The 21839-nt window shown below is 55.9% G+C and carries 21 protein-coding genes, 1 tRNA gene and 2 pseudogenes; 12 read left to right on the forward strand and 12 right to left on the reverse strand.

The genetic code is table 11. The features are described 5' to 3' along the window. A pseudogene (locus tag ACLH1I_RS05815) lies at positions 1–149 on the forward strand (IS5/IS1182 family transposase); the annotation flags it as partial. Positions 150–165: 16 nt separating this feature from the next. Continuing rightward, positions 166–654, forward strand: a pseudogene (locus tag ACLH1I_RS05820) (EAL domain-containing protein); the annotation flags it as partial. Between the two features lie 43 nt (positions 655–697). Here the strand turns inward: ACLH1I_RS05820 and ACLH1I_RS05825 are convergent. From ACLH1I_RS05825 to ACLH1I_RS05840, 4 genes are all read right to left on the reverse strand, one after another. Next, positions 698–1039, reverse strand: coding sequence for an STAS domain-containing protein (locus ACLH1I_RS05825; protein WP_004201450.1), 342 nt, complete (start codon positions 1037–1039; stop codon positions 698–700). A gap of 64 nt (positions 1040–1103) precedes the next feature. Beyond that, positions 1104–3530 carry a glycogen/starch/alpha-glucan phosphorylase gene (locus ACLH1I_RS05830; RefSeq protein ID WP_198080175.1) on the reverse strand — a complete coding sequence of 809 codons (2427 nt, stop codon included), beginning with the start codon at positions 3528–3530 and terminating at the stop codon, positions 1104–1106. Between the two features lie 301 nt (positions 3531–3831). Beyond that, positions 3832–3919 (reverse strand) — tRNA-Ser (locus ACLH1I_RS05835). 119 nt (positions 3920–4038) lie between these two features. Then, positions 4039–5691, reverse strand: coding sequence for an ABC transporter substrate-binding protein (locus tag ACLH1I_RS05840; protein ID WP_048323594.1), 1653 nt, complete (start codon positions 5689–5691; stop codon positions 4039–4041). 268 nt (positions 5692–5959) lie between these two features. Here ACLH1I_RS05840 and yccA point away from each other — a divergent pair, with 268 nt between their 5' ends. Both yccA and tusE read left to right on the forward strand, forming a co-directional pair. Next, positions 5960–6619, forward strand: coding sequence for an FtsH protease modulator YccA (yccA, locus tag ACLH1I_RS05845; RefSeq protein WP_002898458.1), 660 nt, complete (start codon positions 5960–5962; stop codon positions 6617–6619). 87 nt (positions 6620–6706) lie between these two features. Next, entirely contained in the window at positions 6707–7036 is a 330-nt protein-coding gene (gene tusE / locus ACLH1I_RS05850; RefSeq protein ID WP_004201447.1) for a sulfurtransferase TusE, read from the forward strand. On the opposite strand, the gene yccX is transcribed toward tusE, so the two are convergent. Genes yccX through ACLH1I_RS05865 form a run of 3 tightly spaced genes read right to left on the reverse strand, consistent with a single transcriptional unit; the run spans position 7033 to position 8723 of the window. Then, on the reverse strand, positions 7033–7314 hold the full coding sequence (yccX, locus tag ACLH1I_RS05855; RefSeq protein WP_004201446.1) for an acylphosphatase: 282 nt from the start codon (positions 7312–7314) through the stop codon (positions 7033–7035). The two genes, tusE and yccX, sit on opposite strands and share 4 nt — an antisense overlap. 48 nt (positions 7315–7362) lie before the next feature. After that, positions 7363–8151 (reverse strand): AraC family transcriptional regulator, encoded by a 789-nt coding sequence (locus ACLH1I_RS05860; RefSeq protein ID WP_198080174.1) that lies wholly within the window; start codon positions 8149–8151, stop codon positions 7363–7365. 17 nt (positions 8152–8168) lie between these two features. Further along, positions 8169–8723: a YbhB/YbcL family Raf kinase inhibitor-like protein gene (locus tag ACLH1I_RS05865; protein WP_048295781.1), complete on the reverse strand. Its 555-nt coding sequence runs from the start codon at positions 8721–8723 to the stop codon at positions 8169–8171. A 217-nt stretch (positions 8724–8940) separates the two neighbouring features. Between ACLH1I_RS05865 and rlmI the strand changes: the two genes are divergently transcribed. Together rlmI and hspQ are read left to right on the forward strand one after the other, a co-directional pair. After that, a complete protein-coding gene (gene rlmI, locus ACLH1I_RS05870; protein WP_072140415.1) occupies positions 8941–10116 on the forward strand; it encodes a 23S rRNA (cytosine(1962)-C(5))-methyltransferase RlmI in 1176 nt (391 codons plus the stop codon). Positions 10117–10175: 59 nt separating this feature from the next. Beyond that, positions 10176–10493: a heat shock protein HspQ gene (gene hspQ, locus ACLH1I_RS05875; protein WP_198080170.1), complete on the forward strand. Its 318-nt coding sequence runs from the start codon at positions 10176–10178 to the stop codon at positions 10491–10493. 28 nt (positions 10494–10521) lie between these two features. Here hspQ and ACLH1I_RS05880 read toward each other — a convergent pair whose 3' ends face one another. Beyond that, entirely contained in the window at positions 10522–10935 is a 414-nt protein-coding gene (locus ACLH1I_RS05880; protein ID WP_004201441.1) for a CoA-binding protein, read from the reverse strand. 154 nt (positions 10936–11089) lie between these two features. Between ACLH1I_RS05880 and mgsA the strand changes: the two genes are divergently transcribed. Further along, positions 11090–11548, forward strand: a complete 459-nt coding sequence (gene mgsA, locus ACLH1I_RS05885; protein ID WP_004201439.1) for a methylglyoxal synthase — start codon at positions 11090–11092, stop codon at positions 11546–11548. Positions 11549–11559: 11 nt separating this feature from the next. On the opposite strand, the gene helD is transcribed toward mgsA, so the two are convergent. After that, positions 11560–13614, reverse strand: a complete 2055-nt coding sequence (gene helD / locus ACLH1I_RS05890; protein WP_048323587.1) for a DNA helicase IV — start codon at positions 13612–13614, stop codon at positions 11560–11562. Between the two features lie 124 nt (positions 13615–13738). Between helD and ACLH1I_RS05895 the strand changes: the two genes are divergently transcribed. Both ACLH1I_RS05895 and yccS read left to right on the forward strand, forming a co-directional pair. After that, positions 13739–14185: a YccF domain-containing protein gene (locus ACLH1I_RS05895; RefSeq protein WP_004201437.1), complete on the forward strand. Its 447-nt coding sequence runs from the start codon at positions 13739–13741 to the stop codon at positions 14183–14185. A gap of 17 nt (positions 14186–14202) precedes the next feature. Further along, positions 14203–16338, forward strand: coding sequence for a YccS family putative transporter (gene yccS / locus ACLH1I_RS05900; protein WP_004201435.1), 2136 nt, complete (start codon positions 14203–14205; stop codon positions 16336–16338). Positions 16339–16348: 10 nt separating this feature from the next. On the opposite strand, the gene ACLH1I_RS05905 is transcribed toward yccS, so the two are convergent. Both ACLH1I_RS05905 and ACLH1I_RS05910 read right to left on the reverse strand, forming a co-directional pair. Then, positions 16349–16891, reverse strand: a complete 543-nt coding sequence (locus ACLH1I_RS05905; protein ID WP_198080176.1) for a TfoX/Sxy family DNA transformation protein — start codon at positions 16889–16891, stop codon at positions 16349–16351. A 70-nt stretch (positions 16892–16961) separates the two neighbouring features. Next, a complete protein-coding gene (locus ACLH1I_RS05910; RefSeq protein ID WP_158238036.1) occupies positions 16962–17267 on the reverse strand; it encodes a hypothetical protein in 306 nt (101 codons plus the stop codon). Between the two features lie 25 nt (positions 17268–17292). Between ACLH1I_RS05910 and sulA the strand changes: the two genes are divergently transcribed. Next, the gene (sulA, locus tag ACLH1I_RS05915; protein ID WP_017899460.1) at positions 17293–17802 is read left to right on the forward strand and encodes an SOS-induced cell division inhibitor SulA; all 510 of its coding nucleotides are present in this window, start codon (positions 17293–17295) and stop codon (positions 17800–17802) included. Positions 17803–18154: 352 nt separating this feature from the next. Next, positions 18155–19225 carry a porin OmpA gene (gene ompA / locus ACLH1I_RS05920; protein ID WP_004201430.1) on the forward strand — a complete coding sequence of 357 codons (1071 nt, stop codon included), beginning with the start codon at positions 18155–18157 and terminating at the stop codon, positions 19223–19225. A 183-nt stretch (positions 19226–19408) separates the two neighbouring features. Here the strand turns inward: ompA and matP are convergent, their stop codons facing one another. Further along, the gene (matP, locus tag ACLH1I_RS05925) at positions 19409–19861 is read right to left on the reverse strand and encodes a macrodomain Ter protein MatP (protein ID WP_002898404.1); all 453 of its coding nucleotides are present in this window, start codon (positions 19859–19861) and stop codon (positions 19409–19411) included. Between the two features lie 185 nt (positions 19862–20046). Here matP and ACLH1I_RS05930 point away from each other — a divergent pair, with 185 nt between their 5' ends. Beyond that, a complete protein-coding gene (locus ACLH1I_RS05930) occupies positions 20047–21804 on the forward strand; it encodes a Lon protease family protein (protein WP_048323579.1) in 1758 nt (585 codons plus the stop codon). Positions 21805–21839: the final 35 nt, after the last annotated feature.

Here is a 21839-nt window from a genome sequence, read left to right on the forward strand (position 1 = left end):
AACAGCTGTTCGGAGGTTCACTGACACTGCGTGACTACGATGGTCAGGTTGCAGAGGCTATGGCCCTGGTACGAGCGCTGAACAAAATGACGAAAGCAGGTATGCCTGAAAACACAACCCGCTACGGGGGAGACTTACCCGAAATCTGATTTATTCAACAAAGCCATCAACGCCCCGTCGTTTATCGATGACTGCCTGCACTTTCAGCGCGGCTTTGAGGGCACAGCGGTGAAGCTGATGCTGGAGATCACCGAACAGGAGCCGCTGTTGCTCAACGAGGCGGTTGTCGACAAGCTCAACGCGTTACACTCCCGCGGGTTTTCCATCGCGCTGGACGACTTTGGCACCGGCTATTCCGGGCTTTCCTATCTGCATGAGCTGGTTTTCGACTATATCAAAATCGATCAGAGCTTTGTCGGCCGCGTCACCGGCGAGTCGCCGCAAAGCAAACTACTGGACAGCGTGATAGAGATGGCCCGGACGTTGTCACTGCGCATCATTGCCGAGGGGGTCGAAACCCAGGCCCAGCTGGATTATCTCAACCGGCAAAATATTCATCTGTTGCAGGGCTACTATTTCTGGAAGCCGATGCCCTACGTCGCGCTGGTGATGCTTCTGCTGAGCAAACCAAAGGCGCGGATTATCGAAGAATGAACGGGCGATCGATAATCCGCGGCCTTCCAGGCCTGCCTGAGCGTCATTTCGCAGTCAACAGGTTCAGTGCATCCTGACGAGTCTCTTTAATCGAAAAGACGCGATCCATGCGGGTGAGCTTGAACAGGTTTTGGATTGTCCCATTGACCGAGCAGAGCACCAGCTCTCCCTGCCCACTGACGCTCTTGAGAATGGATACCAGGGCACCCAGGCAGCTACTGTCGATGAAATCGACGTGGCTCAGGTCCAGCACCAGGTTTTTCGTCTGACCGTCAAGGGCCTCAAGAACCTGCTGCTTAAACGCTGACGCGACGGAAGCATCCAGCCGGCGAACCAGGGGCACAATGACCTTGACGCCCTGCTCAGTATGTAATTCAACGTTCATGTTCATCCTCAATGTTGGCTGATAACCGTCGACGCGTCCCTGCTCTGTTCGGCATGTGCTCTCTTTAGCACCTGATACCCCAAATATCCCTGGCGTAGCCGCGGATGGTTCGGTCGCTGGAAAATTCCCCCATCCGGCAAATATTGAGCAAGGCCCGGCGGTGCCACTGATCCGGCTGTTCAAAATCGGCCATTGCCTGCCGTTGCACCAGACAATAACTGTCGAAATCCAGCAGATGGCAGTAATGATCGGCCCCTGTCAGCATCTGATGCAGCGGCGCAAACAGCTCGCGATCGGCTGAAAACAGCCCGGATACCAGGCTATCGACAACACGCGCGATAGCCGGGTTGTCATGATAGAACCCATGATGCCGCCCAAGGCGTCGGCTCTCTTCAATCTCTTCCGCCACCGCGCCAAACAGATAAAAATTCTCGCTCCCCACCGCCTCGCGGATTTCGATGTTCGCCCCATCATAGGTGCCAATAGTTAACGCCCCGTTCATGGCAAACTTCATATTGCTGGTGCCGGACGCCTCGGTGCCGGCGGTGGAAATTTGCTCAGAGAGATCCGTGGCGGGAATGATTTTTTCCGCCAGCGAGACTTTATAATCTTCGAGGAATACCACTTTAAGCTGCCCGGCAACCTGCGGGTCACTGTTAATTTTTCGGGCAACGGTATTAATCAACTGAATAATCAGCTTTGCCATCCGATAGCCTGGCGCCGCTTTACCCGCAAACAGATGCACCTTTGGCGCGATAGTACGCCCGTTCTCTTTGATATCCAGATACAGCGCGATCACGTGCAGAATATTGAGCAACTGGCGCTTGTATTCATGAATACGTTTGACCTGACAGTCAAACATCGCCAGCGGATCCAGCGCGATGCCGTAGCGTTGAGCCACCAGCTCGCTGAGTGCGGTTTTATTGGCAAATTTTATGGCCCGGATACGCTCAATCACGGCTGGCTCGCTGGCCAGATCTTCCAGGCGGGAAAGCAGGGGTAAATCAGTTGGCCACCCTTCCCCCAGTTGTTGCTGTAAAAATTCTGCCAGGCCCGGGTTAGCCTGCTGCACCCAACGACGCGGCGTGACGCCGTTGGTCTGATTAATGAATTTCTCCGGGGTCATAAAATAGAAGTCGGGCACCAACTGTTTTTTGACCAGTTCCGAATGCAGCCACGCTACTCCGTTGACGCGGTGGCTACCGACAATGGCCAGATTAGCCATGCGAATTTGCTTATCGTGATGCTCGTCAATTAAAGACAGTGAAGATAACAGATGAGGTTTATCCGGCCAGCGCCGGGCTACTTCTTCAAGGAAACGATGGTTAATCTCAAAGATAATCTGCAAATGACGCGGCAGTAGTTTCTCAAACAACGACACCGGCCAGGTCTCCAGCGCTTCCGGCATCAGCGTATGATTGGTATAGGCGCAGGTATTTTGCGTTATCTCCCACGCCTGCTCCCATGGCAGTCGGTATTCATCGACCAGGATCCGCATCAGCTCCACCACCGCTAATGCCGGATGGGTGTCATTAAGCTGAATAGCCACATGCTGCGCTAGCAAAGTAATGTCGTCATTAACCTCGGCATAGTCACGAAAAATATCCCGTAGCGTACAGGCCACCAAAAAATACTCCTGCGTCAGACGCAGCTCTTTTCCGGTCAGGACCTCATCGGAAGGATAGAGTATTTTTGAAATATTCTCCGAGGCGATTTTCTCACTTACTGCCTTAATATAATCCCCGCGATTAAAAATATGGATATTAAAGGAGTCAGAGGCCACCGCGCTGTAAAGGCGCAGCGTGTTAGTTGATGTATCCCGGTAGCCGGAAACAAAATAATCATGGGGAATACCGATGATGGTTTTCCAACCGAGCCACATCGGATTGTAGTTGCCATCAATATCTTCGCTGTGCTCAATATACCCCCCCAGCGGGATCAGAATTTGCTGAGCGTGATGCTCCACCAGCCATGGGGAATGCATGGAGTGCCAGTCATCAGGATGCTCGACCTGCTGATCGTTTTGAAAGGACTGGCGAAAAAGCCCATATTCGTATTTGATGCCATGCCCGGATGCGGCAATATCAAGGGTAGCCATCGAGTCGATAAAGCAAGCGGCTAAACGGCCTAACCCGCCGTTACCCAGCGCGGCGTCAGGCTCCTCGTCAAGGATCAGTTCAAGATCAAACCCCAGGTCATTGACCACCAGGCGCATCTCGTCCAGTAAATTCATATTCACCAGGTTATTACGCAGCGACTGGCCGAGTAAAAATTCCATCGACAGGTAGTAAACGCGCTTTTTTCGCTCTTCGCGCTGCCGCGCCTGGCTCGTCAGAAAATGGTCCTGCTGAAAATGACGAATGGCTAGCGCCACCGCGTTAAAAATATCGCCATGTGTCGCTTTATTTAAGTTAACACACAGCGTGTATTTTAATTTCTGTTCAACCAACGCCCGTAATGCTTTGATATCTTGCGGGTTAATGACAGGCATGCTGACCTCACTGGTCTCTGTTTCTGCGAAAGCACCATGGCAGGTAAATCATCGTTTTCCAAGTATAGACGAAGATATTTTGCACCAGGTTTTTTATTCCTGAGCACCATTTCCGTTTATAATGTGAGACTGAATAATTAAAATAACAACAATTTGAAATGGATTAATCGTCACATTTTCACCAGCGATAACGCTGCAGGCAGGGTGGGTTTGCGCAGTCGTGACGTGAAGATGACGCGCCGTCAGAACGGCCAGGGGAAAAGTAAAAAGGGGTTACCTTTCGGTAACCCCTTCTTTTATATGGCGGAAGCGCAGAGATTCGAACTCTGGAACCCTTTCGGGTCGCCGGTTTTCAAGACCGGTGCCTTCAACCGCTCGGCCACACTTCCGGTGTGAGGCGCACTATAAACACCTCGGCGGATGCTGTAAAGCACCATTTTGTTCAACTGCCTTAAAAACAAACAATTTTGTGTTATTCGTCTGAATTTCAGGCAGTTCGCGCAGAAAATCAGCGCCCGTCGCCGCTAGCGGATGGGTGTTTTTTAATGTACATGTCTTTGGTGTAGTAATACCCCAGCTTATCCGGCGTGAAGCCTCCCACCCAGGGTTTCACTAAATGGGTACGCACATAGTGATAGACCGGAATGGCGGGAACATCCTGCGCCAGCAGATCTTCCGCCTGTTGATAGTATTTGCCCCGGCTCGCCACGTCGGAGGCTTTCGCCGCATTGCGCAGCGCCTCATCGTAAGTCGGGTTGCTGTACTGACTGGTGTTCTCGCTATCCCCGGTACGGAAAGTGTTGAGGAAGGTGGCGGCATCGTCGTAGTCGGCGGTCCAGGCATAGCGGACAGCGTCAAAGTTATGCGTATGCATGGTATCCAGCATCGTCTTCCACTCCTGGTTCTGCAGCTTCACCTCGACGCCGAGGTTTTTCTTCCACATAGAGCTGGCGGCGATGGCGATACGCTGGTGCGACTCATAGGTGTTATACAGCAGGGTAAAGACCAATGGGTGACTGTCATCATACCCCGCCTGCGCCAGCAGTTTTTTCGCCTCGGCAATCCGCTTCTCGCGCGGCCAGCTGGCGTAATCCGGGTTGTGCAGCGTCACACCGCCGATATCCGGCTGGCTGATCACCCAGGCCGGGCGCTGCCCCTGGCCAAGTACTTTTCCGGCAATGATATCTTTATCAAGCGCCATATTCAGCGCGCGACGCACTCGGGCGTCGTTAAACGGCGGCCGGGTAGTATTGAATTCGTAGTAATAGGTCGCCAGCTGCGGCGAAACGTCCAGCTGGTCGCCCATGGTTTTCTGCAACTGCGCAAACTGATTGATCGGCACCGTATAAACAATATCGATCTCCCCCGCTTTGTAGCGGTTGACATCGGCAGCCTCGGAAGAGATGGGCAGGTAAGTCACTTTATTAATAACGGTGTGCGCATTATCCCAGTACTTCGCATTACGTTCAGCCACCAACCGCTCATTCACCACCCATTGGGTCAGCTTATACGGGCCGCTGGTAACGATATGCTCTGGGCGGGTCCATTTATCGGTAAAACGCTCCACCAGCACTTTGTCGATCGGTACCAGCGAAGGGTGCGCCAGCATCGCCAGGAAGGCGGCATTCGGCTGGTTCAGAGTGACCTGCAGCGTGGTGTCGTCCAGCGCTTTCACCCCCAGCGTCTCCGGTCCCTTTTGCCCCAGGGCAATTTCACGGGCGTTGGCGATATGCATATTGCCGGGATAGCTCGCATAGGGGGAGGCGGTGGTTGGCGAGACCAGCCGTTGCCAGCTCCAGACGATATCCTGCGCCGTGATGGCCGTGCCGTCGGACCAGGTCAGACCAGGGCGTAAATGGAAGGTCCATAACAGGTTGTCCTTGTTTTCCCAGCGTTCCGCCAGTCGGGGCTGGATCGCCCCCGCAGGCGTCACGCTGACCAGCCCTTCAAAGAGATCGCTAATGATGTTGAATTCAATGTCGCTCTCGACTTTATGCGGATCGAGTGAGGCAGGTTCACTGCCGTTATTTCTGACCAGTTCCTGCTTTTCTGCCAGCTGAGTCCCCGGCGGCACCTGCGCCGCCTGCGCCCCGCCGAACATTGCTATCATACTTACGGCCAGGAGCGTTCGCGTGATGTGATTGTTTTTATGTAATGTCATTTCCCTTTGCCTTTAACGTACGGAGTTATTCCCCCTTCCACACTTAGTCGCAGAATTTCAATAAAGCAATATTTTTCAGCAACCTATAAGATTTCGATCGGCTCACCGAAGCGAAACGCGAAAACATATCGCTTTTTCCAATCCATGTAGAATTTTATGCTAGTCAAACGCGGCAAAAACTAAGTAAAGATGGGTAAAAGCATTAGGGCTTCACGCTTGTTTTTCTTATTCTTTATCCCTAATTACATCTGTCATAAGAGAGTGACTCATGGATCGCATAATTACATCATCGCGTGACCGTTCCTCGCTGCTCAGCACGCACAAGGTTCTGCGTAACACTTACTTCCTGCTCAGCCTGACGCTGGCGTTTTCCGCCATCACCGCTACCGCCAGCACGGTGCTGATGCTGCCTTCCCCGGGGCTGATTTTGACCCTCGTGGGGATGTACGGTCTGATGTTCCTGACCTATAAAACGGCGAATAAGCCCACCGGGATTATTTCCGCTTTCGCCTTCACCGGGTTCCTCGGCTATATCCTTGGGCCGATGCTGAACGCGTACCTTTCTGCCGGCATGGGTGATTTAATCGGCCTGGCGCTGGGCGGTACGGCGCTGGTCTTCTTCTGCTGCTCGGCCTACGTGCTGACGACGCGCAAAGATATGTCTTTCCTCGGCGGGATGCTGATGGCCGGCGTGGTAGTGGTGCTGATTGGTATGGTCGCTAACCTGTTCCTGCAGCTGCCGGCGCTGCACCTGGCGATTAGCGCGGTGTTCATCCTGATCTCTTCGGGCGCCATCCTGTTCGAGACCAGCAACATCATCCGCGGTGGTGAAACCAACTACATTCGCGCCACGGTCAGCCTGTATGTCTCGCTGTACAACATCTTTGTCAGCCTGCTGAGCATCCTGGGTTTCGCCAGCCGGGACTAACCGCTCCCCTGCTACCAGAGGCCTCGCTTATGCGGGGCCTTTTTTTTTGCTACACTGCGGCCAGTTTCAGGCGGTATGTGAAAAATTATGTTTATTTTTGAAGGCAACGAAATTGAGACGGATAGCGAAGGCTATCTGAAGGATACTACCCAGTGGAGCGAGGCGATGGCCGACGTTATCGCCGCGCAGGAAGGGATAACGCTCGCCGTTGAACACTGGGAAGTGGTGCGCTTTGTGCGCGAGTTTTACCTTGAATTCAACACATCACCGGCGATCCGCATGCTGGTCAAGGCGATGGCCAACAAGTTTGGTGAAGAGAAAGGCAACAGCCGCTATCTCTATCGCCTGTTCCCGAAAGGCCCCGCCAAACAGGCGACCAAAATCGCCGGGCTGCCGAAGCCGGTAAAGTGCATCTAATAGAGGATCGCGAATTTGTCCCAGCTGCGGGTGGGTTGATGGGGTTCAGTCAACACCCGGTCAACCCGCGCGCTGCGCGGCCCGCCGGCTTTCAGCCAGGCGATGAGTTTCTCCACCTGCTCCGCCTCGCCGCAGGCAAGGACTTCTACGCCGCCGTCGTCCAGATTACGGGCATAGCCGGTCAACCCCAGCTGCAGCGCTTCCCGCTGCGTGGAATAGCGAAACCCTACGCCCTGAACGGAACCGTATACCCATGCCATGGTGCAGATACTGGCCATTAACCTCTCCTTTTGACTTACCCTTTACGCTGAGGATAGCAAATTCGCTCAGCGTACGTGCTTTGGTAGTAAACCATAGTGCTGGCGAAAGCGCGCGGTAAAGCGCGATCCCGACTGATATCCGCTGTTCTGCGCGATTTCGCCTATTGGCCGCGAGGTGGTCTGCAGCCGTCCCAGGGCGTGGGCCATCCGCACCTCCTCGACGATCTGGCGAAAACTCTGCGATTCCTGCTGCAGACGACGGCGCAGCGTGGACTCTCCGAGAAAGAGCATTTTCGCCACCCGCGACACGCTCCATGCCTGCGCCGGCGATAGCATGACCAGCTGCCGAACCTGCGCCGACAGATCCTGCTGCCGCTCGACGAGCAGCGGGCCGGCATACCCCGCCTCGTGGAGCGCCAGCAGCAGGCCCATGGTCTGGTGCTGCTGCAAAGCAGTGGATAATCCTTCCCGCACCGCCTGGAGAACGCTTTGCCACATAAAAGCCAGCTCACTGGTCACCGGGGCGCAGAGCGAAGTCAGACGCCCCGGTGGTTTTTCGCTGAGATAGCGGGTCTTAAACGCCGTCAGCAGCTCAGGCGTCAGCGACAGCAGATCGGAGCAAAAGAGGCCGTTGTCCGGCTGGTTAATCACTTCCAGCTCAACGTCAGCCGGCAACACAATCAGCTGTTGCGGTGTCGCCAGCACACGGCTCTCCCCTTGCACAATCACTTTGCTGCCGCGTTTCACCCGACAGAGCGCCGGGGAAAACAGACGCACGCGGTGCAGCCTGCACAGCCGTCGGGTGGTAATCTCCGCGGCGGTCAGGGCGTTATGCTGAAAATGGATACTCTCCATCCGACCACCCTTTTGTTTTAGCGCCCGGCCGTCGCCGTCAATTGCGCGCTGGCGAGAGCATGGCTGTGTAACAGATACCCGACCAGCGCCCCGCTGGCCTCGGCATTCACCGGCAGCGTGGGGACATCCAGCGCCCACACCGTAAAACGGTAGCGGTGCGGTTTATCTCCCGCCGGCGGGCAGGCGCCGCCGAAGCCGGCATAGCCAAAATCATTGCGCCCCTGCACCGCTCCGTCCGGCAGTGTAGCGCTGTTTTTATCTCCCGCACCAGCGGGTAACGAAAAGACGCTGCTGGCGATATTGACCACCGTCCAGTGCCACCAGCCGCTGCCGGTAGGCGCATCAGGATCCCGGACGGTGACCGCGAAGCTGCGCGTCCCCGCCGGGGCATTTTTCCATGCCAGCTGCGGAGAGACATTGCCTCCGGTACAGCCGAAACCGGCAAACCAGTGCTGCTGGGCCAGCGCTTGCCCGTCATGCATATCATCGCTGCTCACGCTAAACGGCGCGGCCATCGCGCCACTGCTCACTGCCGCGACCATCGCCACGGCCATCCGCATTCCTGTTTTCATCGTCTTCTCCTCCTGGGGGTGAGAAGACAGGGTATGACAGCCCATGCACGGTGAATGTGCCGATGCGCCTGCGTTTTGTGCCGAAACGCTCACCTGCGCCTGCCGGAGGAAAGATGCTTGCGTGCGCCAGGTGTGCTAATCTACGCGCCATTTTTCGGTGCCGACATTCCCGTTGCTTAAAGGTAGCTCCATGACAGATTCCCTATTCCCCCGCTTAATGTTAGCCAAAGGACGCGAGAAATCCCTGCTGCGTCGCCATCCGTGGATTTTCTCCGGCGGCGTCGCCCGTATGGAAGGTAAAGCCCGCAGCGGTGAAACCATCGATATCGTTGACCATCAGGGAAAATGGCTGGCCCGCGGCGCTTACTCGCCCTCGTCACAGATCCGTGCCCGCGTGTGGACATTCGACCGCAACGAAGCCATCGATAACGCCTTCTTTGAACGCCGCCTGCAGCAAGCGCAAACCTGGCGTGCCTGGCTGGCCGAGCGCGATGGCCTCGACAGCTACCGTCTGATCGCCGGCGAGTCCGATGGGCTGCCGGGCGTGACGATCGACCGCTTTGGCAACTTTTTCGTGCTGCAGCTCCTCAGCGCAGGCGCCGAATACCAGCGCGCCGCCATCATCAGCGCCCTGCAGACCCTGTTCCCGGACTGCGCCATTTACGACCGCAGCGATGTCGCGGTGCGTAAAAAAGAGGGTCTGGAGCTGGCCCAGGGGCCGGTGGTGGGAGAACTGCCGCCAGCGCTGCTGCCGATTACCGAGCACGGTATGAAGCTGTTGGTTGATATTCAGGGCGGGCACAAAACCGGCTACTACCTCGACCAGCGCGACAGTCGCCTGGCGACCCGTCGCTACGTGGCGGACAAACGGGTATTGAACTGCTTCTCCTACACCGGCGGCTTTGCGGTGTCGGCGCTGATGGGCGGCTGCCGCAAGGTCACCAGCGTGGATACCTCGCAGGAGGCGCTCGACGTTGCGCGCCAGAACGTGGAGCTCAACGGGCTGGATCTGTCCAAAGCGGAGTTTGTGCGCGACGACGTATTCAAACTGCTGCGTAAGTACCGGGATCAGGGAGAGAAATTCGACGTCATCGTGATGGATCCGCCGAAGTTCGTGGAAAACAAAAGCCAGCTGATGGGCGCATGCCGCGGCTATAAAGACATCAATATGCTGGCGATCCAGCTGCTGAACCCCGGCGGCGTGCTGCTGACCTTCTCCTGTTCCGGCCTGATGACCACCGATTTATTTCAGAAAATCATCGCAGATGCCGCAATTGATGCCGGGCGTGATGTACAATTTATAGAACAGTTCCGTCAGGCTGCCGACCACCCGGTGATCGCAACCTACCCGGAAGGGCTGTATCTGAAGGGGTTTGCCTGTCGCGTCATGTAACTTGAAAAACGAAACATGAGCCTCATATAGGGAGTATTCATGTTTCCCAGGAGGTGCCTATGATAGCCAGCAAATTCGGTATCGGCCAACAGGTCCGCCATACGCTCTTGGGCTACCTGGGCGTCATCGTCGATGTCGATCCCGAGTACTCGCTCGCGGAGCCGGAAGAGGATGAAATTGTCGCCAATGACGAACTGCGTGCGGCGCCCTGGTACCATGTAGTGATGGAAGATGATGACGGTCAGCCGATCCACACCTATCTGGCAGAAGCGCAGCTGAGCAGCGAAACCCGCGACGAACACCCGGAACAGCCGTCCCTTGACGAGCTGGCCAAAACGATTCGCCAGCAGCTGCAGGCTCCGCGCCTTCGCAACTAAACAAAACCCCGCCTGGCGGGGTTTTTTGTTATTTTGCTAATCCCAGTCTCGGCAGCTCTATGGCCGGGCAGCGATCCATCACCACGTTTAACCCGGCTTCTCTGGCCAGCACTGCGGCCTGCTCATTGATCACTCCCAGCTGCAGCCACAGCGTTTTCGCGCCGATAGCAATCGCCTCCTGCGCCACGCCCCATGCCGCTTCTGAATTACGGAAGACATCAACCATGTCGACCTTTTCCGGAACATCGGCAAGCGTTCCATATCCCTGCTGCCCCAGCAGCGTCTTGCCCGCCACCTTCGGCGAAACCGGGATAACGTGATACCCCTGATCCAGCAGATACTTCATGACCCGGTAGCTCGGACGGTCAGGTTTGTCGCTGGCTCCGACCAGCGCAATCGTCCGTGTCGAGGTCAGGATGTCAGCAATATCATTCTCTTTCATGGTTTCCTCCTGCTATTTCACCTAAGTGTATGCTAATCCGCAGCAGGGGGCCATCCAGGCTAACCCACAGATCCAGCAAAATTTTCATCCGCGATGCTTGCAGCGACAGCCACATTCAGTAATCTGTCAACAGGTCAAAATGTGGAATGAAAATATGGAACTGACAACACGTACCCTGCCCGCGCAAAAACATATCGCGCTGGTGGCTCACGATCACTGCAAAGATATGCTGATGAAATGGGTTGCTCGCCATCAGGCGCTGCTGGCGCAACATGTTTTGTACGCCACCGGCACTACCGGCAACCTGGTCTCCCGGGCTACCGGGCTGGAGGTCAATGCCATGCTGAGCGGCCCGATGGGCGGCGACCAGCAGGTGGGCGCTCTCATTTCAGAAGGCAAAATCGACGTGCTGATCTTCTTCTGGGATCCGCTGAACGCGGTTCCTCACGACCCGGATGTCAAAGCCTTGCTGCGCCTGGCCACGGTCTGGAACATTCCGGTCGCCACTAACGTCTCCACCGCTGACTTTATTATCCAGTCGCCGCACTTCGCTCAACCGCTCGATATTCTGATCCCGGATTATCCACGCTATCTTGCCGAGCGCCTGAAATAATCGAGCCGCGATTACGGCTTCCTGGCCACAGGCACATCCAGCGCCTGCAGGATCTCAACAAACGGCGACGGTTGCGCCTTGTTAAATAACAGCCACACCCGGTGACGGGCGCGGGTTATGGCCACGTACAGCAGTCGACGCTCCTCCGCATCCGGAAAATCTTCCGGCTGCGGCAGGAGCGCCTCCTCGATGATCGACTCGCGCGCCGGGGCCGGAAACGCATCCACGCCCTCCTGCAGTCCCAGCACAATGACATAGTCGGCCTGCTGACCTTTACTGGCATGAATGGTCATAAAATCAAGCTGCAGGTGCGGCCAACGCGTCGCCGCCTTATCGAGCGCCTCGGGCTTAAGATGGTGATAGCGGGCAAGCAGCAGGATCCGCTGCTCGGGCTTAACGTAACCGCTCAGCTTATCCAGAAGATCGTCCAGCTTATCGTCGGCTAACAGCGTGACGGCCTTTTTATCTCCCGCCGTCAGGCTGTTCAGCGGTTTGCTTAACTGATGCGGATTCTGCTGGATAAAACCATTGGCTATTTCGCCGATACGCCCGTTAAAACGATAGGTGGTATCCAGCGCACAGCAGTCCCCTTCGCCAAAGTAATGGTTGAACGCGGTGGTCAGGGAGAGCTGCGCCCCGCTGAACCGATAAATCGCCTGCCAGTCATCGCCAACGGCAAAGAGCGTAGTTTGGCTATTTTGCCGGCGTAGCGCGGCCAGCAGCAAGGCTCGCTGCGGCGAAATATCCTGAAATTCATCCACCAGAATGTGTTTCCACGGGCTGACAAAGCGGCCTTTATCGAGAATATTGACCGCCTGATGGATCAGGCCGGAAAAATCGACCGCATTCTCCGCCTTCAGCGCCGCTTTCCACTCTTTCAGTAGCGGCGACATCAGCTTCACCCGTTTACTGAACAGATCGCGTACCGTTTCCGGCGCGCCGGCGATCATCTCCGCCTGGGAGCCGCCGTGCATGCGCATCAGGCTGATCCAGCGGTCAAGCCGGCTGGCCATCCGCCGCTGCACTTTTTTATCCTGCCAGAAGTCCCCCTCCGGCAGTTGCCAGCCCATCTCCTCTTCCAGCCACAGACGCCAGCCTTTCGCCTGCGCTTTTTTCTCCTGGCACTGCTTTTGCCAGCTTTTCAGCAGCAATGCGTGGCGGGCCGCAGTATCGCTTTCCAGCTTACTGATGGTGGGCACTTTTTTGCTGCCCTGCTGGATAATATGCAGCGCCAGCGAGTGGAAGGTGCGGGCGGTAATATCGTCTGAAGCCAGACGCTCGCGGATCCGCTCATCCATCTCCTGCGCCGCCTGGCGGCCGAACGCCAGCAGCAGAATTTGCTCTGCCGCCGCTTCTCCCCGCGCCAACAGCCAGCCCGCTCGCGCCACCAGCACCGAAGTTTTACCACTGCCCGCTCCCGCCAGCACCAGCAGGGAGCGCTCGCCGTTCACCACCGCCCGCGCCTGCGACGGGTTGAGCGGGGAGGATTCCACGCCGTCAAAAAAGCCGCGATACTGCTCCAGCATCGCCTCGGTAAAGGCCTGGTTATGGGCCTGACGCGCCGCTTCAATATCCCCTAACCAGCGCTGACACTCCCGCCACAGTTCCCGGCAGTTATCAAAGGCGTCAAGCCGGCTGGTGGGCATCGGCAGCCCGGTTAACGCATGGCGAATATTATCCTGAACGTCCGCTACCTGCTGACGCGTCAGCCACTTACCTTCTGCCCGGGTGCGTTCGATGGCTGCCAGCTGCTGCTTCAGCACCCCGGCGGCGATATCGCTCATTTCCGTGCTCCACTGCTGCCAGAGCGTATGTAAATGGTGATAAAAGCGCTGCGTTTCGCTCCATTCGGTACCGTGCAAACGCACGACTTTATCGTCCGGCAGCACAAACTCCAGCTCGCCCCAGACCAGACCGCGCTTACAATGCACTGACAATAACTGATTGAAAGGGATAAGATACTCATGACGATCGCCGGAAACCTTTACCCCGGCGTTCAGTAACTGCACCCTGTCATAAGGATGCTGAGCCATGCGTTTGCCCAATGTTGTCGCTTTAAGTTCCATATAATATCGATTTTCAATCAGGGTGGATTGTTTTTCAGTTTAACCGCCCCGGACCAGGTGCTCCAGCGCAAAAAAACGTTACAATTGTCAGGTCTTCTTATCCACAGGGCAAAACCGAGGGTTTATGCGTACCATTCTGAATATTCTGAACTTTATTCTTGGCGGTTTCGCCACCACTTTAGGCTGGCTGCTCGCCACCCTGGTCAGCATTATGCTGATCGTCACGCTGCCGCTGACTCGTTCCTGCTGGGAAATCACTCGCCTTTCGTTATTCCCCTACGGTAACGAGGCGATTCATGTTGATGAGCTCGAGCCTGGTCGACAAAACAGTCTGCTGAACGCCGGCGGCACCATCCTGAACATTTTGTGGTTTATTTTTTTCGGCTGGTGGTTGTGCCTGATGCATATTTTCAGCGGCATCGCCCAGTGCCTGACTATCATAGGCATCCCGGTGGGGATCGCTAATTTTAAAATCGCCGCCATCGCCCTCTGGCCAGTGGGGCGCCGGGTCGTCTCTGTGGAAACCGCGCGCGCCGCGCGTGAAGCCAATGCGCGTCGTCGCTTTCAGTAACCGAACGGAACACGGACATGATTAGCCCCTTGCTACGCCGCTACACCTGGAACAGCGCCTGGCTTTATAACGTACGCATTTTTATCGCGCTCTGCGGCACGACGCTGTTTCCCTGGTGGATCGGCGAAGTCAAACTGACCATCCCCCTCACCCTCGGCGTCGTGGCCGCGGCGCTGACCGACCTTGACGACCGTCTGGCGGGCCGTCTGCGCAACCTCGCCATTACTCTGGTTTGCTTTTTCATCGCCTCCGCCTCTGTGGAGCTGCTGTTTCCGTGGCCGCCGCTGTTTGCCCTTGGTCTGACCGTGTCTACGATCGGCTTTATTTTGCTCGGCGGCCTCGGCCAGCGCTATGCGACCATTGCCTTCGGCGCCCTGCTTATCGCCATCTACACCATGCTTGGCGTTACGCTGTACGATCACTGGTATCTGCAGCCGTTGTTCCTGCTGGCGGGTGCCGTGTGGTACAACCTGCTGACGCTGTCCGGCCACCTGATCTTTCCGATTCGTCCACTGCAGGACAACCTGGCACGTAGCTATGAGCAACTGGCCCGCTATCTGGAGCTCAAATCACGGCTGTTTGATCCAGACCTTGAGGATGAGAGCCAGGCGCCGCTGTACGATCTGGCCCTCGCCAACGGCCAGCTGGTGGCGACCCTTAACCAAACCAAGGTTTCACTGTTGACCCGTCTACGAGGCGACCGTGGGCAGCGCGGTACTCGTCGCACGCTGCAGTATTACTTTGTGGCCCAGGATATTCATGAACGCGCCAGCTCATCGCATATCCAATATCAGACTCTGCGCGATCAATTCCGCTACAGCGATGTGATGTTCCGTTTCCAGCGCATGCTGTCGATGCAGGCGCAGGCCTGTCAGAAACTCTCGCGGGCGATTCTGCTACGCGAACCCTATCAGCATGATGCCCATTTCGAACGGGCGTTTATGCATCTCGATGCAGCACTCGAGCGCGTGCGCGCCGGCGGCGCATCCGACGAGCAGCTCAACGCCCTCGGCTATTTACTCAATAACCTGCGCGCCATTGATGCGCAACTGGCCACCATTGAATCGGTGCAAACCACGGCGCCCGCCGGGAGTAATACCGAGACGCTGCTGGCCGACGACAGGCTCGGCGGGCTGAACGATATCTGGCTGCGCCTGCAGCGCAATATGTCGCCAGAGTCAGCCCTCTTTCGCCACGCGGTGCGTATGTCGCTGGTGCTTTGCGCCGGCTACGCTTTTATCCAGTTTACCGGGCTTCAGCACGGCTACTGGATCCTGCTGACCAGCTTGTTCGTCTGTCAGCCGAACTATAACGCCACCCGCCATCGCCTGGCGTTGCGGATCATCGGCACCCTGGTCGGGGTGGCGATCGGCCTGCCGGTCCTCCTGCTGGTACCGTCGGTTGAAGGACAGCTGCTGCTGATCGTTCTCACCGGCGTGCTGTTCTTTGCCTTCCGTAACGTGCAGTACGCCCATGCCACGATGTTTATTACGCTGCTGGTGCTGCTGTGCTTTAACTTGCTTGGCGAAGGTTTTGAAGTCGCCCTGCCGCGCATCATTGATACGCTGATCGGCTGCGCCATCGCCTGGGCGGCAGTGAGCTTCATCTGGCCGGACTGGAAATTCCGCAACCTGCCACGGGTGTTGGATCGCGCGATGAACGCGAACTGCCGTTATCTGGATGCCATCCTGGAGCAGTACCACCAGGGCCGCGACAACCGGCTGGCCTACCGTGTCGCACGCCGTGACGCCTACAACCGCGATGCTGAGCTGGCTTCCGTCGTCTCGAACTTGTCGACGGAACCACGGGCGGATGCCGCACAGCGCGAGACCGCCTTTCGCCTGCTGTGTCTCAATCATACCTTCACCAGCTACATCTCCGCCCTCGGCGCACATCGGGAAAAACTGTCCACGCCGGACATCCTCGCCCTGCTGGATGATGCGGTCTGCTATGTGGATGATGCCTTACATCATACCCCAGCGGATGAACAGCGAGTGCAGAAGGCGTTGGCCAGCCTGCAAGACCGGATCCACCATCTGGAGCCGCGCGCGGACAGTAAAGAGCCCCTTGTGTTACAACAGATTGGCCTGCTGCTGGCGCTGTTGCCTGAAATCTGCCGCCTGCAGCAGCGGGTACACGCTCAAACGGAATAACCGTTGTCCGCTAGCGGGCAGCCGCCCATTCCAGAAGCTCCTGACGCCGTGGCGTCGGGAGCGCGGCGGCGTGAACGCCAACGATAGCCCCCTCCAGCGCCAGCAAGACGTTGTGTGATAGGGAAGCATTATTCTCACGCAGCTTTAGCCAGGCCTGGCGGGCGCCCACCTCCCGTAGTGCTAACACATCGGGTATGCCCGAGTGAATCAGCTGCAATTCCATATGAAAGCTGATATTAGGTAAATCCTTCAGGCGTCCCGACGACCGGCGGCGACATTTTTCACGCTGGGCGCTCTGCCACGACATCAGCGATAAGCGGAAAAGCTGTTTCTCATCGCGCCACAAGGCATCGTCAATTTGATAATACTTTAGCGGCACGATGCGCCCATGTCGGCGCAGCATCAATAAAGGATTATGGTGTTCTACCCGATAGGCAGCGCTCTGCTCGCAGGCTTTCAGATAAATATTTCCCTCTGCCACCATCGCAAACACGGTATCTTCGATAGCCAGGCTGTAGCCGCCAAACAGGGGGCGAGAATGAAGTTGACCCAGCGGTGAGACGCAGGCCTGAAATTGCGGGAGCCGCGGACATACAAGTTTTTCATGATCATTCCTTTGTGAATCATGTAATTAAACTTAAGTTGTTAACGGATCCGCTAAGAGAAAACATAAGGGACTTCCCTGACAGCAGCAAGATGATTTTTGCCTGCTTTTCCACCAGAGTGCGGTTTTGCGAGACGCTTTCAGAAAATTGCAGCTGTTGCTGCAACTGGAAGACAGGAGAGAAAGGATTAGCCGGCGTTAAGGATAGTGTTGAGGTCAGCCGCAAAGCCGGATAGTCAGGGTGGCTGAAAGTGATTAAATTTCCATCAGTAAAATGACAAATTGCGGTTGATCTTTTCCCCTGGTGGATATACTGTATATGCATACAGTAACTACAGGCGGGATAGACTATGTTTACTTCAGCTCACGCAAACCGTTCAGCACAGGCTTCTGCTCCGGCAGGCCACTACGCTCATCGTTCTGGCGAACAGGCCGCCAATGGGCTGATCAGTGAAATTGTCTATCGTGAAGATCAACCCATGATGACACAGTTGTTGTTGCTACCTTTATTACAGCAGCTGGGTCAACAGTCTCGCTGGCAGCTGTGGCTTACGCCGCAACAAAAGCTTAGCCGCGAGTGGGTTCAGTCTGCCGGTCTGCCGCTGTCTAAAGTCATGCAAATTAGTCAGCTCTCTCCTTGCCATACCGTAGACTCTATGATCCGCGCCCTGCGCACCGGTAATTATAGTGTGGTTATCTGCTGGCTGGCGGAGGAGTTAACCGCTGACGAACATGAGCGTCTGGTCAATGCCGCCCAGGAAGGCTGCGCGATGGGGTTCATCATGCGCCCGGTCCGAAATCAGGGCACGCTCGGCAGACAACTCAGCGGGCTAAAAATTCACTCAAATTTGTATCATTGAGTGAAATTAGGATTATTCCTGGAATTTTTTTTACCGGTGGTAAAGGCGTTGTGTTTTTTAGGGTCTTTTTCGCGGAATGCCTGCCACACGGGGATTTGTGCCTTTTTTTCGTGTACGAAAATCAACCATATTTGTTAAATATTGTGTACACAACCCTTTTTTTTCATATGCCTGACAGAGTTCACACTTGTAAGTTTTGAACTAAGTTGTAGACTTTACATCGCCAGGGGTGATCGGCTTACGCTGCATGTATCAGCATAGTTAACAACAAGTCACGCCCCCGGTGAAGGATTTAACCGTGAGGTCTTTTGTAACTTCATGGCGAATTTTGGATGATAATGAGGCGCAAAAAATGAAAAAGACAGCTATCGCGATTGCAGTGGCACTGGCTGGCTTCGCTACCGTAGCGCAGGCCGCTCCGAAAGATAACACCTGGTATGCAGGTGGTAAACTGGGTTGGTCCCAGTATCACGACACCGGTTTCTACGGTAACGGTTTCCAGAACAACAATGGTCCGACCCGTAACGATCAGCTTGGTGCTGGTGCGTTCGGTGGTTACCAGGTTAACCCGTACCTCGGTTTCGAAATGGGTTATGACTGGCTGGGCCGTATGGCATATAAAGGCAGCGTTGATAACGGTGCTTTCAAAGCTCAGGGCGTTCAGCTGACCGCTAAACTGGGTTACCCGATCACTGACGATCTGGATATCTACACCCGTCTGGGCGGCATGGTTTGGCGCGCTGACTCCAAAGGCAACTACGCTTCCACCGGCGTTTCCCGTAGCGAACACGACACTGGCGTTTCCCCAGTATTTGCTGGCGGCGTAGAGTGGGCTGTTACTCGTGACATCGCTACCCGTCTGGAATACCAGTGGGTTAACAACATCGGCGACGCTGGCACTGTTGGTACCCGTCCTGATAACGGCATGCTGAGCCTGGGTGTTTCCTACCGTTTCGGTCAGGAAGATGCTGCACCGGTTGTAGCTCCGGCTCCGGCTCCGGCTCCGGAAGTGGCTACCAAGCACTTCACCCTGAAGTCTGACGTACTGTTCAACTTCAACAAAGCGACCCTGAAACCGGAAGGTCAGCAGGCTCTGGATCAGCTGTACACCCAGCTGAGCAACATGGATCCGAAAGACGGTTCCGCAGTTGTTATGGGCTTCACCGACCGTATCGGTTCCGAAGCTTACAACCAGCAGCTGTCTGAGAAACGTGCTCAGTCCGTTGTTGACTACCTGGTTGCTAAAGGCATCCCGGCTGGCAAAATCTCCGCTCGCGGCATGGGTAAATCCAACCCGGTTACTGGCAACACCTGTGACAACGTGAAAGCTCGCGCTGCCCTGATCGATTGCCTGGCTCCGGATCGTCGTGTAGAGATCGAAGTTAAAGGCTACAAAGAAGTTGTAACTCAGCCTGCGGCTTAAGTTATCACTGATGAAAAAACCCGCTTCGGCGGGTTTTTTTATGCCTTCTCGCTCGCTTTAGCGGCTGAGGGCTGAAGGCTGAAGGCTGATAGCTGATAGCTGAAAGACCGTGAGCGATGGATTGTGCATTGTCGACCGTGCGCTGCGACCTGCGCCTTAGCAACCGCTAATCGGGCATGCCGGTTACTCTTTACCCAGCAGTACCTGCAGATCGTGCTTCAGGCTCGACATTTTACTGGCATATTTCTCTTTATGCTCAGCATCCTCAATCAGCTGAACAATGGTTTCGGACAAGGTTTTCCCCCGCCGCTGCGCCAGACCGGCAAGGCGCTGCCAGACGACAAACTCAAGGTCGATCGACTTCTTACGCGTATGCTGATGCTCGGCGTTAAAATGGCGTTTCCGTCGCGCGCGGATAGTCTGCTTCATGCGGTTCATCAGCGCCGGATTCATATGCTGCTCAATCCAGGCATGCACCAGCACAGGTTCATTCTCGAGCGTCAGCAAGTCATCTACCGCAGCTTGCGCAGCGCTGGCCTCAATGTAGCGGGTAATCAGCTCACCTTCCCGGTGCTTCTTTACCAGATATTTCCATTTCCAGCCGCTTTCAAGATTTTCCAGTTGTTGATATTTCATTGCGATCTCAATGTGACCGTGTAACTCATTTCAGGATATCAGTTTTTTCCTGATGTGCTGAATATAAATCATTATTCGTGATGTGGATGGCCGGGTAATCATCGGGGTACTCATAATCCTCCGTGTGCTCTGACGCGGCATCAGGTATAATTGCGCGCTTTACATCTAACTAAAAAACAGCGACTTTGACCATTACGAAACTGACCCGAACCGACCTTGCGCCTGATCTGGAACCTTACCAGGCGCTGTTTGCTCAAGCTGAACTCTCTCATCCGGCCCCCTCCCTCTCGGGCGATCTGCAGCCGCGTTTGTTCTATGCGCTTGAGCAGCTGCTGTGCACCCCGGCAGTCTCCTCCTTCATGCTGGTGAAAGCCCCTGAGGAGCCGGAATATCTGCAATGGCTGGCGGCTGAAACTCGTACGCTGCACGAACCTGCCGCACCGCTTCACGGAGTCCGCTATGAGGTTAACGGCGCTCACGTGACGCTCGCGCCGGCGCAACGCGCTGAAGATAATTTTGCCAGTACCGCTCCGGTCGTGGCGGCTGATTGGCTGGAGGCGGAACAGCTGTTTGGCTGCGTACGCCAGTTTAACGGTGAAATCACACTTCAGCCCGGCCTGGTCCATCAGGCCAACGGCGGCGTGCTGGTGCTTTCACTACGCACACTACTGGCACAACCGCTACTGTGGGTGCGCCTGAAAAATATGGTGACCCGTCAACGCTTTGACTGGCTCTCCATCGATGAATCACGGCCGCTGCCGGTCAGCATCCCTTCCATGCCGCTGAGCCTGAAAGTCATGCTGGTGGGCGAACGCGAATCTCTGGCCGATTTCCAGGAAATGGAGCCAGAGCTCTCTGCCCAGGCCATCTATAGTGAGTATGAAGACACCCTGCAGTTTGCAGACGCCGATACGCTGAAGGCCTGGTGCCAGTGGGTATGGCAGAATGCACAGCAGCTGGAATTACCGGGCCCGGCGAGCGATGCCTGGCCACTGCTGATCGATGAAGGAACGCGCTACACCGGCGACCAGGAGACCCTGCCGCTCAGCCCGCTATGGATAGCCCGCCAGCTGCGTGAGTCTGCCGCCTTCTGCGAAGGCGAAGAGATTACCGGCGAAGCGATGCAGACGATGCTGGCGCGCCGTGAGTGGCGTGAGGGCTACCTGGCGGAGCGTATGCAGGATGAAATCCTGCAGGAACAGATCCTGATTGAAACCGAAGGCGAATGCGTCGGGCAGATTAACGCCCTCTCGGTCATTGAATTCCCCGGTCATCCACGCGCCTTCGGCGAACCTTCGCGCATCAGCTGCGTCGTGCACATTGGCGACGGCGAGTTTATCGACGTCGAGCGTAAAGCCGAGCTGGGCGGCAACATTCATGCGAAAGGCATGATGATCATGCAGGCTTTTCTGATGTCCGAGCTGGAGCTGGAGCAACAACTCCCCTTCTCCGCTTCGCTGACCTTTGAGCAGTCCTACAGTGAAGTGGATGGCGACAGCGCCTCCATGGCTGAACTCTGCGCCTTAATCAGCGCTCTGGCCAACGTGCCGATTAATCAAAGCATCGCGATCACCGGCTCTGTCGACCAGTTTGGTCGTGTGCAGCCGGTCGGCGGTCTGAACGAGAAAATTGAAGGCTTCTTCACTATCTGCCAGCAGCGCGGTTTAACCGGCAAACAGGGAGTGATTATCCCTGCCGCCAACGTTCGCCATCTTAGCCTGAGCCACGAGCTACGTCAGGCCGTTGCCGACAACCAGTTTGCTATCTGGGCAATAGACGATATTAGCGAAGCGCTGCCGATGTTGACCCAGCTGATGTGGGACGGTGAAGGGCAGACGCTGCGACAAACCATTCAGGAGCGGATAGCGCAGGCGACCCAGCAGGAGACTCGCCATCGTTTTCCGTGGCCGCTACGCTGGTTAGGTGGGACAAGTTCTAACTGATCGGACTTGTTCAGCTTACACGTGTTAGCTATCCT

Origin of the sequence: Klebsiella sp. 1SOBk10mer, from assembly GCF_046602535.1 — a bacterium.
Classification (GTDB): Bacteria; Pseudomonadota; Gammaproteobacteria; order Enterobacterales; family Enterobacteriaceae; genus Klebsiella; species Klebsiella quasipneumoniae.

Coding starts and splice junctions, on each gene's coding strand:
- ACLH1I_RS05825 (WP_004201450.1), bottom strand. CDS start 1,039: ATGAACGTTGAATTACATACTGAGCAGGGCGTCAAGGTCATTGTGCCC.
- ACLH1I_RS05830 (WP_198080175.1), bottom strand. CDS start 3,530: ATGCCTGTCATTAACCCGCAAGATATCAAAGCATTACGGGCGTTGGTT.
- ACLH1I_RS05840 (WP_048323594.1), bottom strand. CDS start 5,691: ATGACATTACATAAAAACAATCACATCACGCGAACGCTCCTGGCCGTA.
- yccA (WP_002898458.1), top strand. CDS start 5,960: ATGGATCGCATAATTACATCATCGCGTGACCGTTCCTCGCTGCTCAGC.
- tusE (WP_004201447.1), top strand. CDS start 6,707: ATGTTTATTTTTGAAGGCAACGAAATTGAGACGGATAGCGAAGGCTAT.
- yccX (WP_004201446.1), bottom strand. CDS start 7,314: ATGGCCAGTATCTGCACCATGGCATGGGTATACGGTTCCGTTCAGGGC.
- ACLH1I_RS05860 (WP_198080174.1), bottom strand. CDS start 8,151: ATGGAGAGTATCCATTTTCAGCATAACGCCCTGACCGCCGCGGAGATT.
- ACLH1I_RS05865 (WP_048295781.1), bottom strand. CDS start 8,723: ATGAAAACAGGAATGCGGATGGCCGTGGCGATGGTCGCGGCAGTGAGC.
- rlmI (WP_072140415.1), top strand. CDS start 8,941: ATGTTAGCCAAAGGACGCGAGAAATCCCTGCTGCGTCGCCATCCGTGG.
- hspQ (WP_198080170.1), top strand. CDS start 10,176: ATGATAGCCAGCAAATTCGGTATCGGCCAACAGGTCCGCCATACGCTC.
- ACLH1I_RS05880 (WP_004201441.1), bottom strand. CDS start 10,935: ATGAAAGAGAATGATATTGCTGACATCCTGACCTCGACACGGACGATT.
- mgsA (WP_004201439.1), top strand. CDS start 11,090: ATGGAACTGACAACACGTACCCTGCCCGCGCAAAAACATATCGCGCTG.
- helD (WP_048323587.1), bottom strand. CDS start 13,614: ATGGAACTTAAAGCGACAACATTGGGCAAACGCATGGCTCAGCATCCT.
- ACLH1I_RS05895 (WP_004201437.1), top strand. CDS start 13,739: ATGCGTACCATTCTGAATATTCTGAACTTTATTCTTGGCGGTTTCGCC.
- yccS (WP_004201435.1), top strand. CDS start 14,203: ATGATTAGCCCCTTGCTACGCCGCTACACCTGGAACAGCGCCTGGCTT.
- ACLH1I_RS05910 (WP_158238036.1), bottom strand. CDS start 17,267: ATGCATATACAGTATATCCACCAGGGGAAAAGATCAACCGCAATTTGT.
- sulA (WP_017899460.1), top strand. CDS start 17,293: ATGTTTACTTCAGCTCACGCAAACCGTTCAGCACAGGCTTCTGCTCCG.
- ompA (WP_004201430.1), top strand. CDS start 18,155: ATGAAAAAGACAGCTATCGCGATTGCAGTGGCACTGGCTGGCTTCGCT.
- matP (WP_002898404.1), bottom strand. CDS start 19,861: ATGAAATATCAACAACTGGAAAATCTTGAAAGCGGCTGGAAATGGAAA.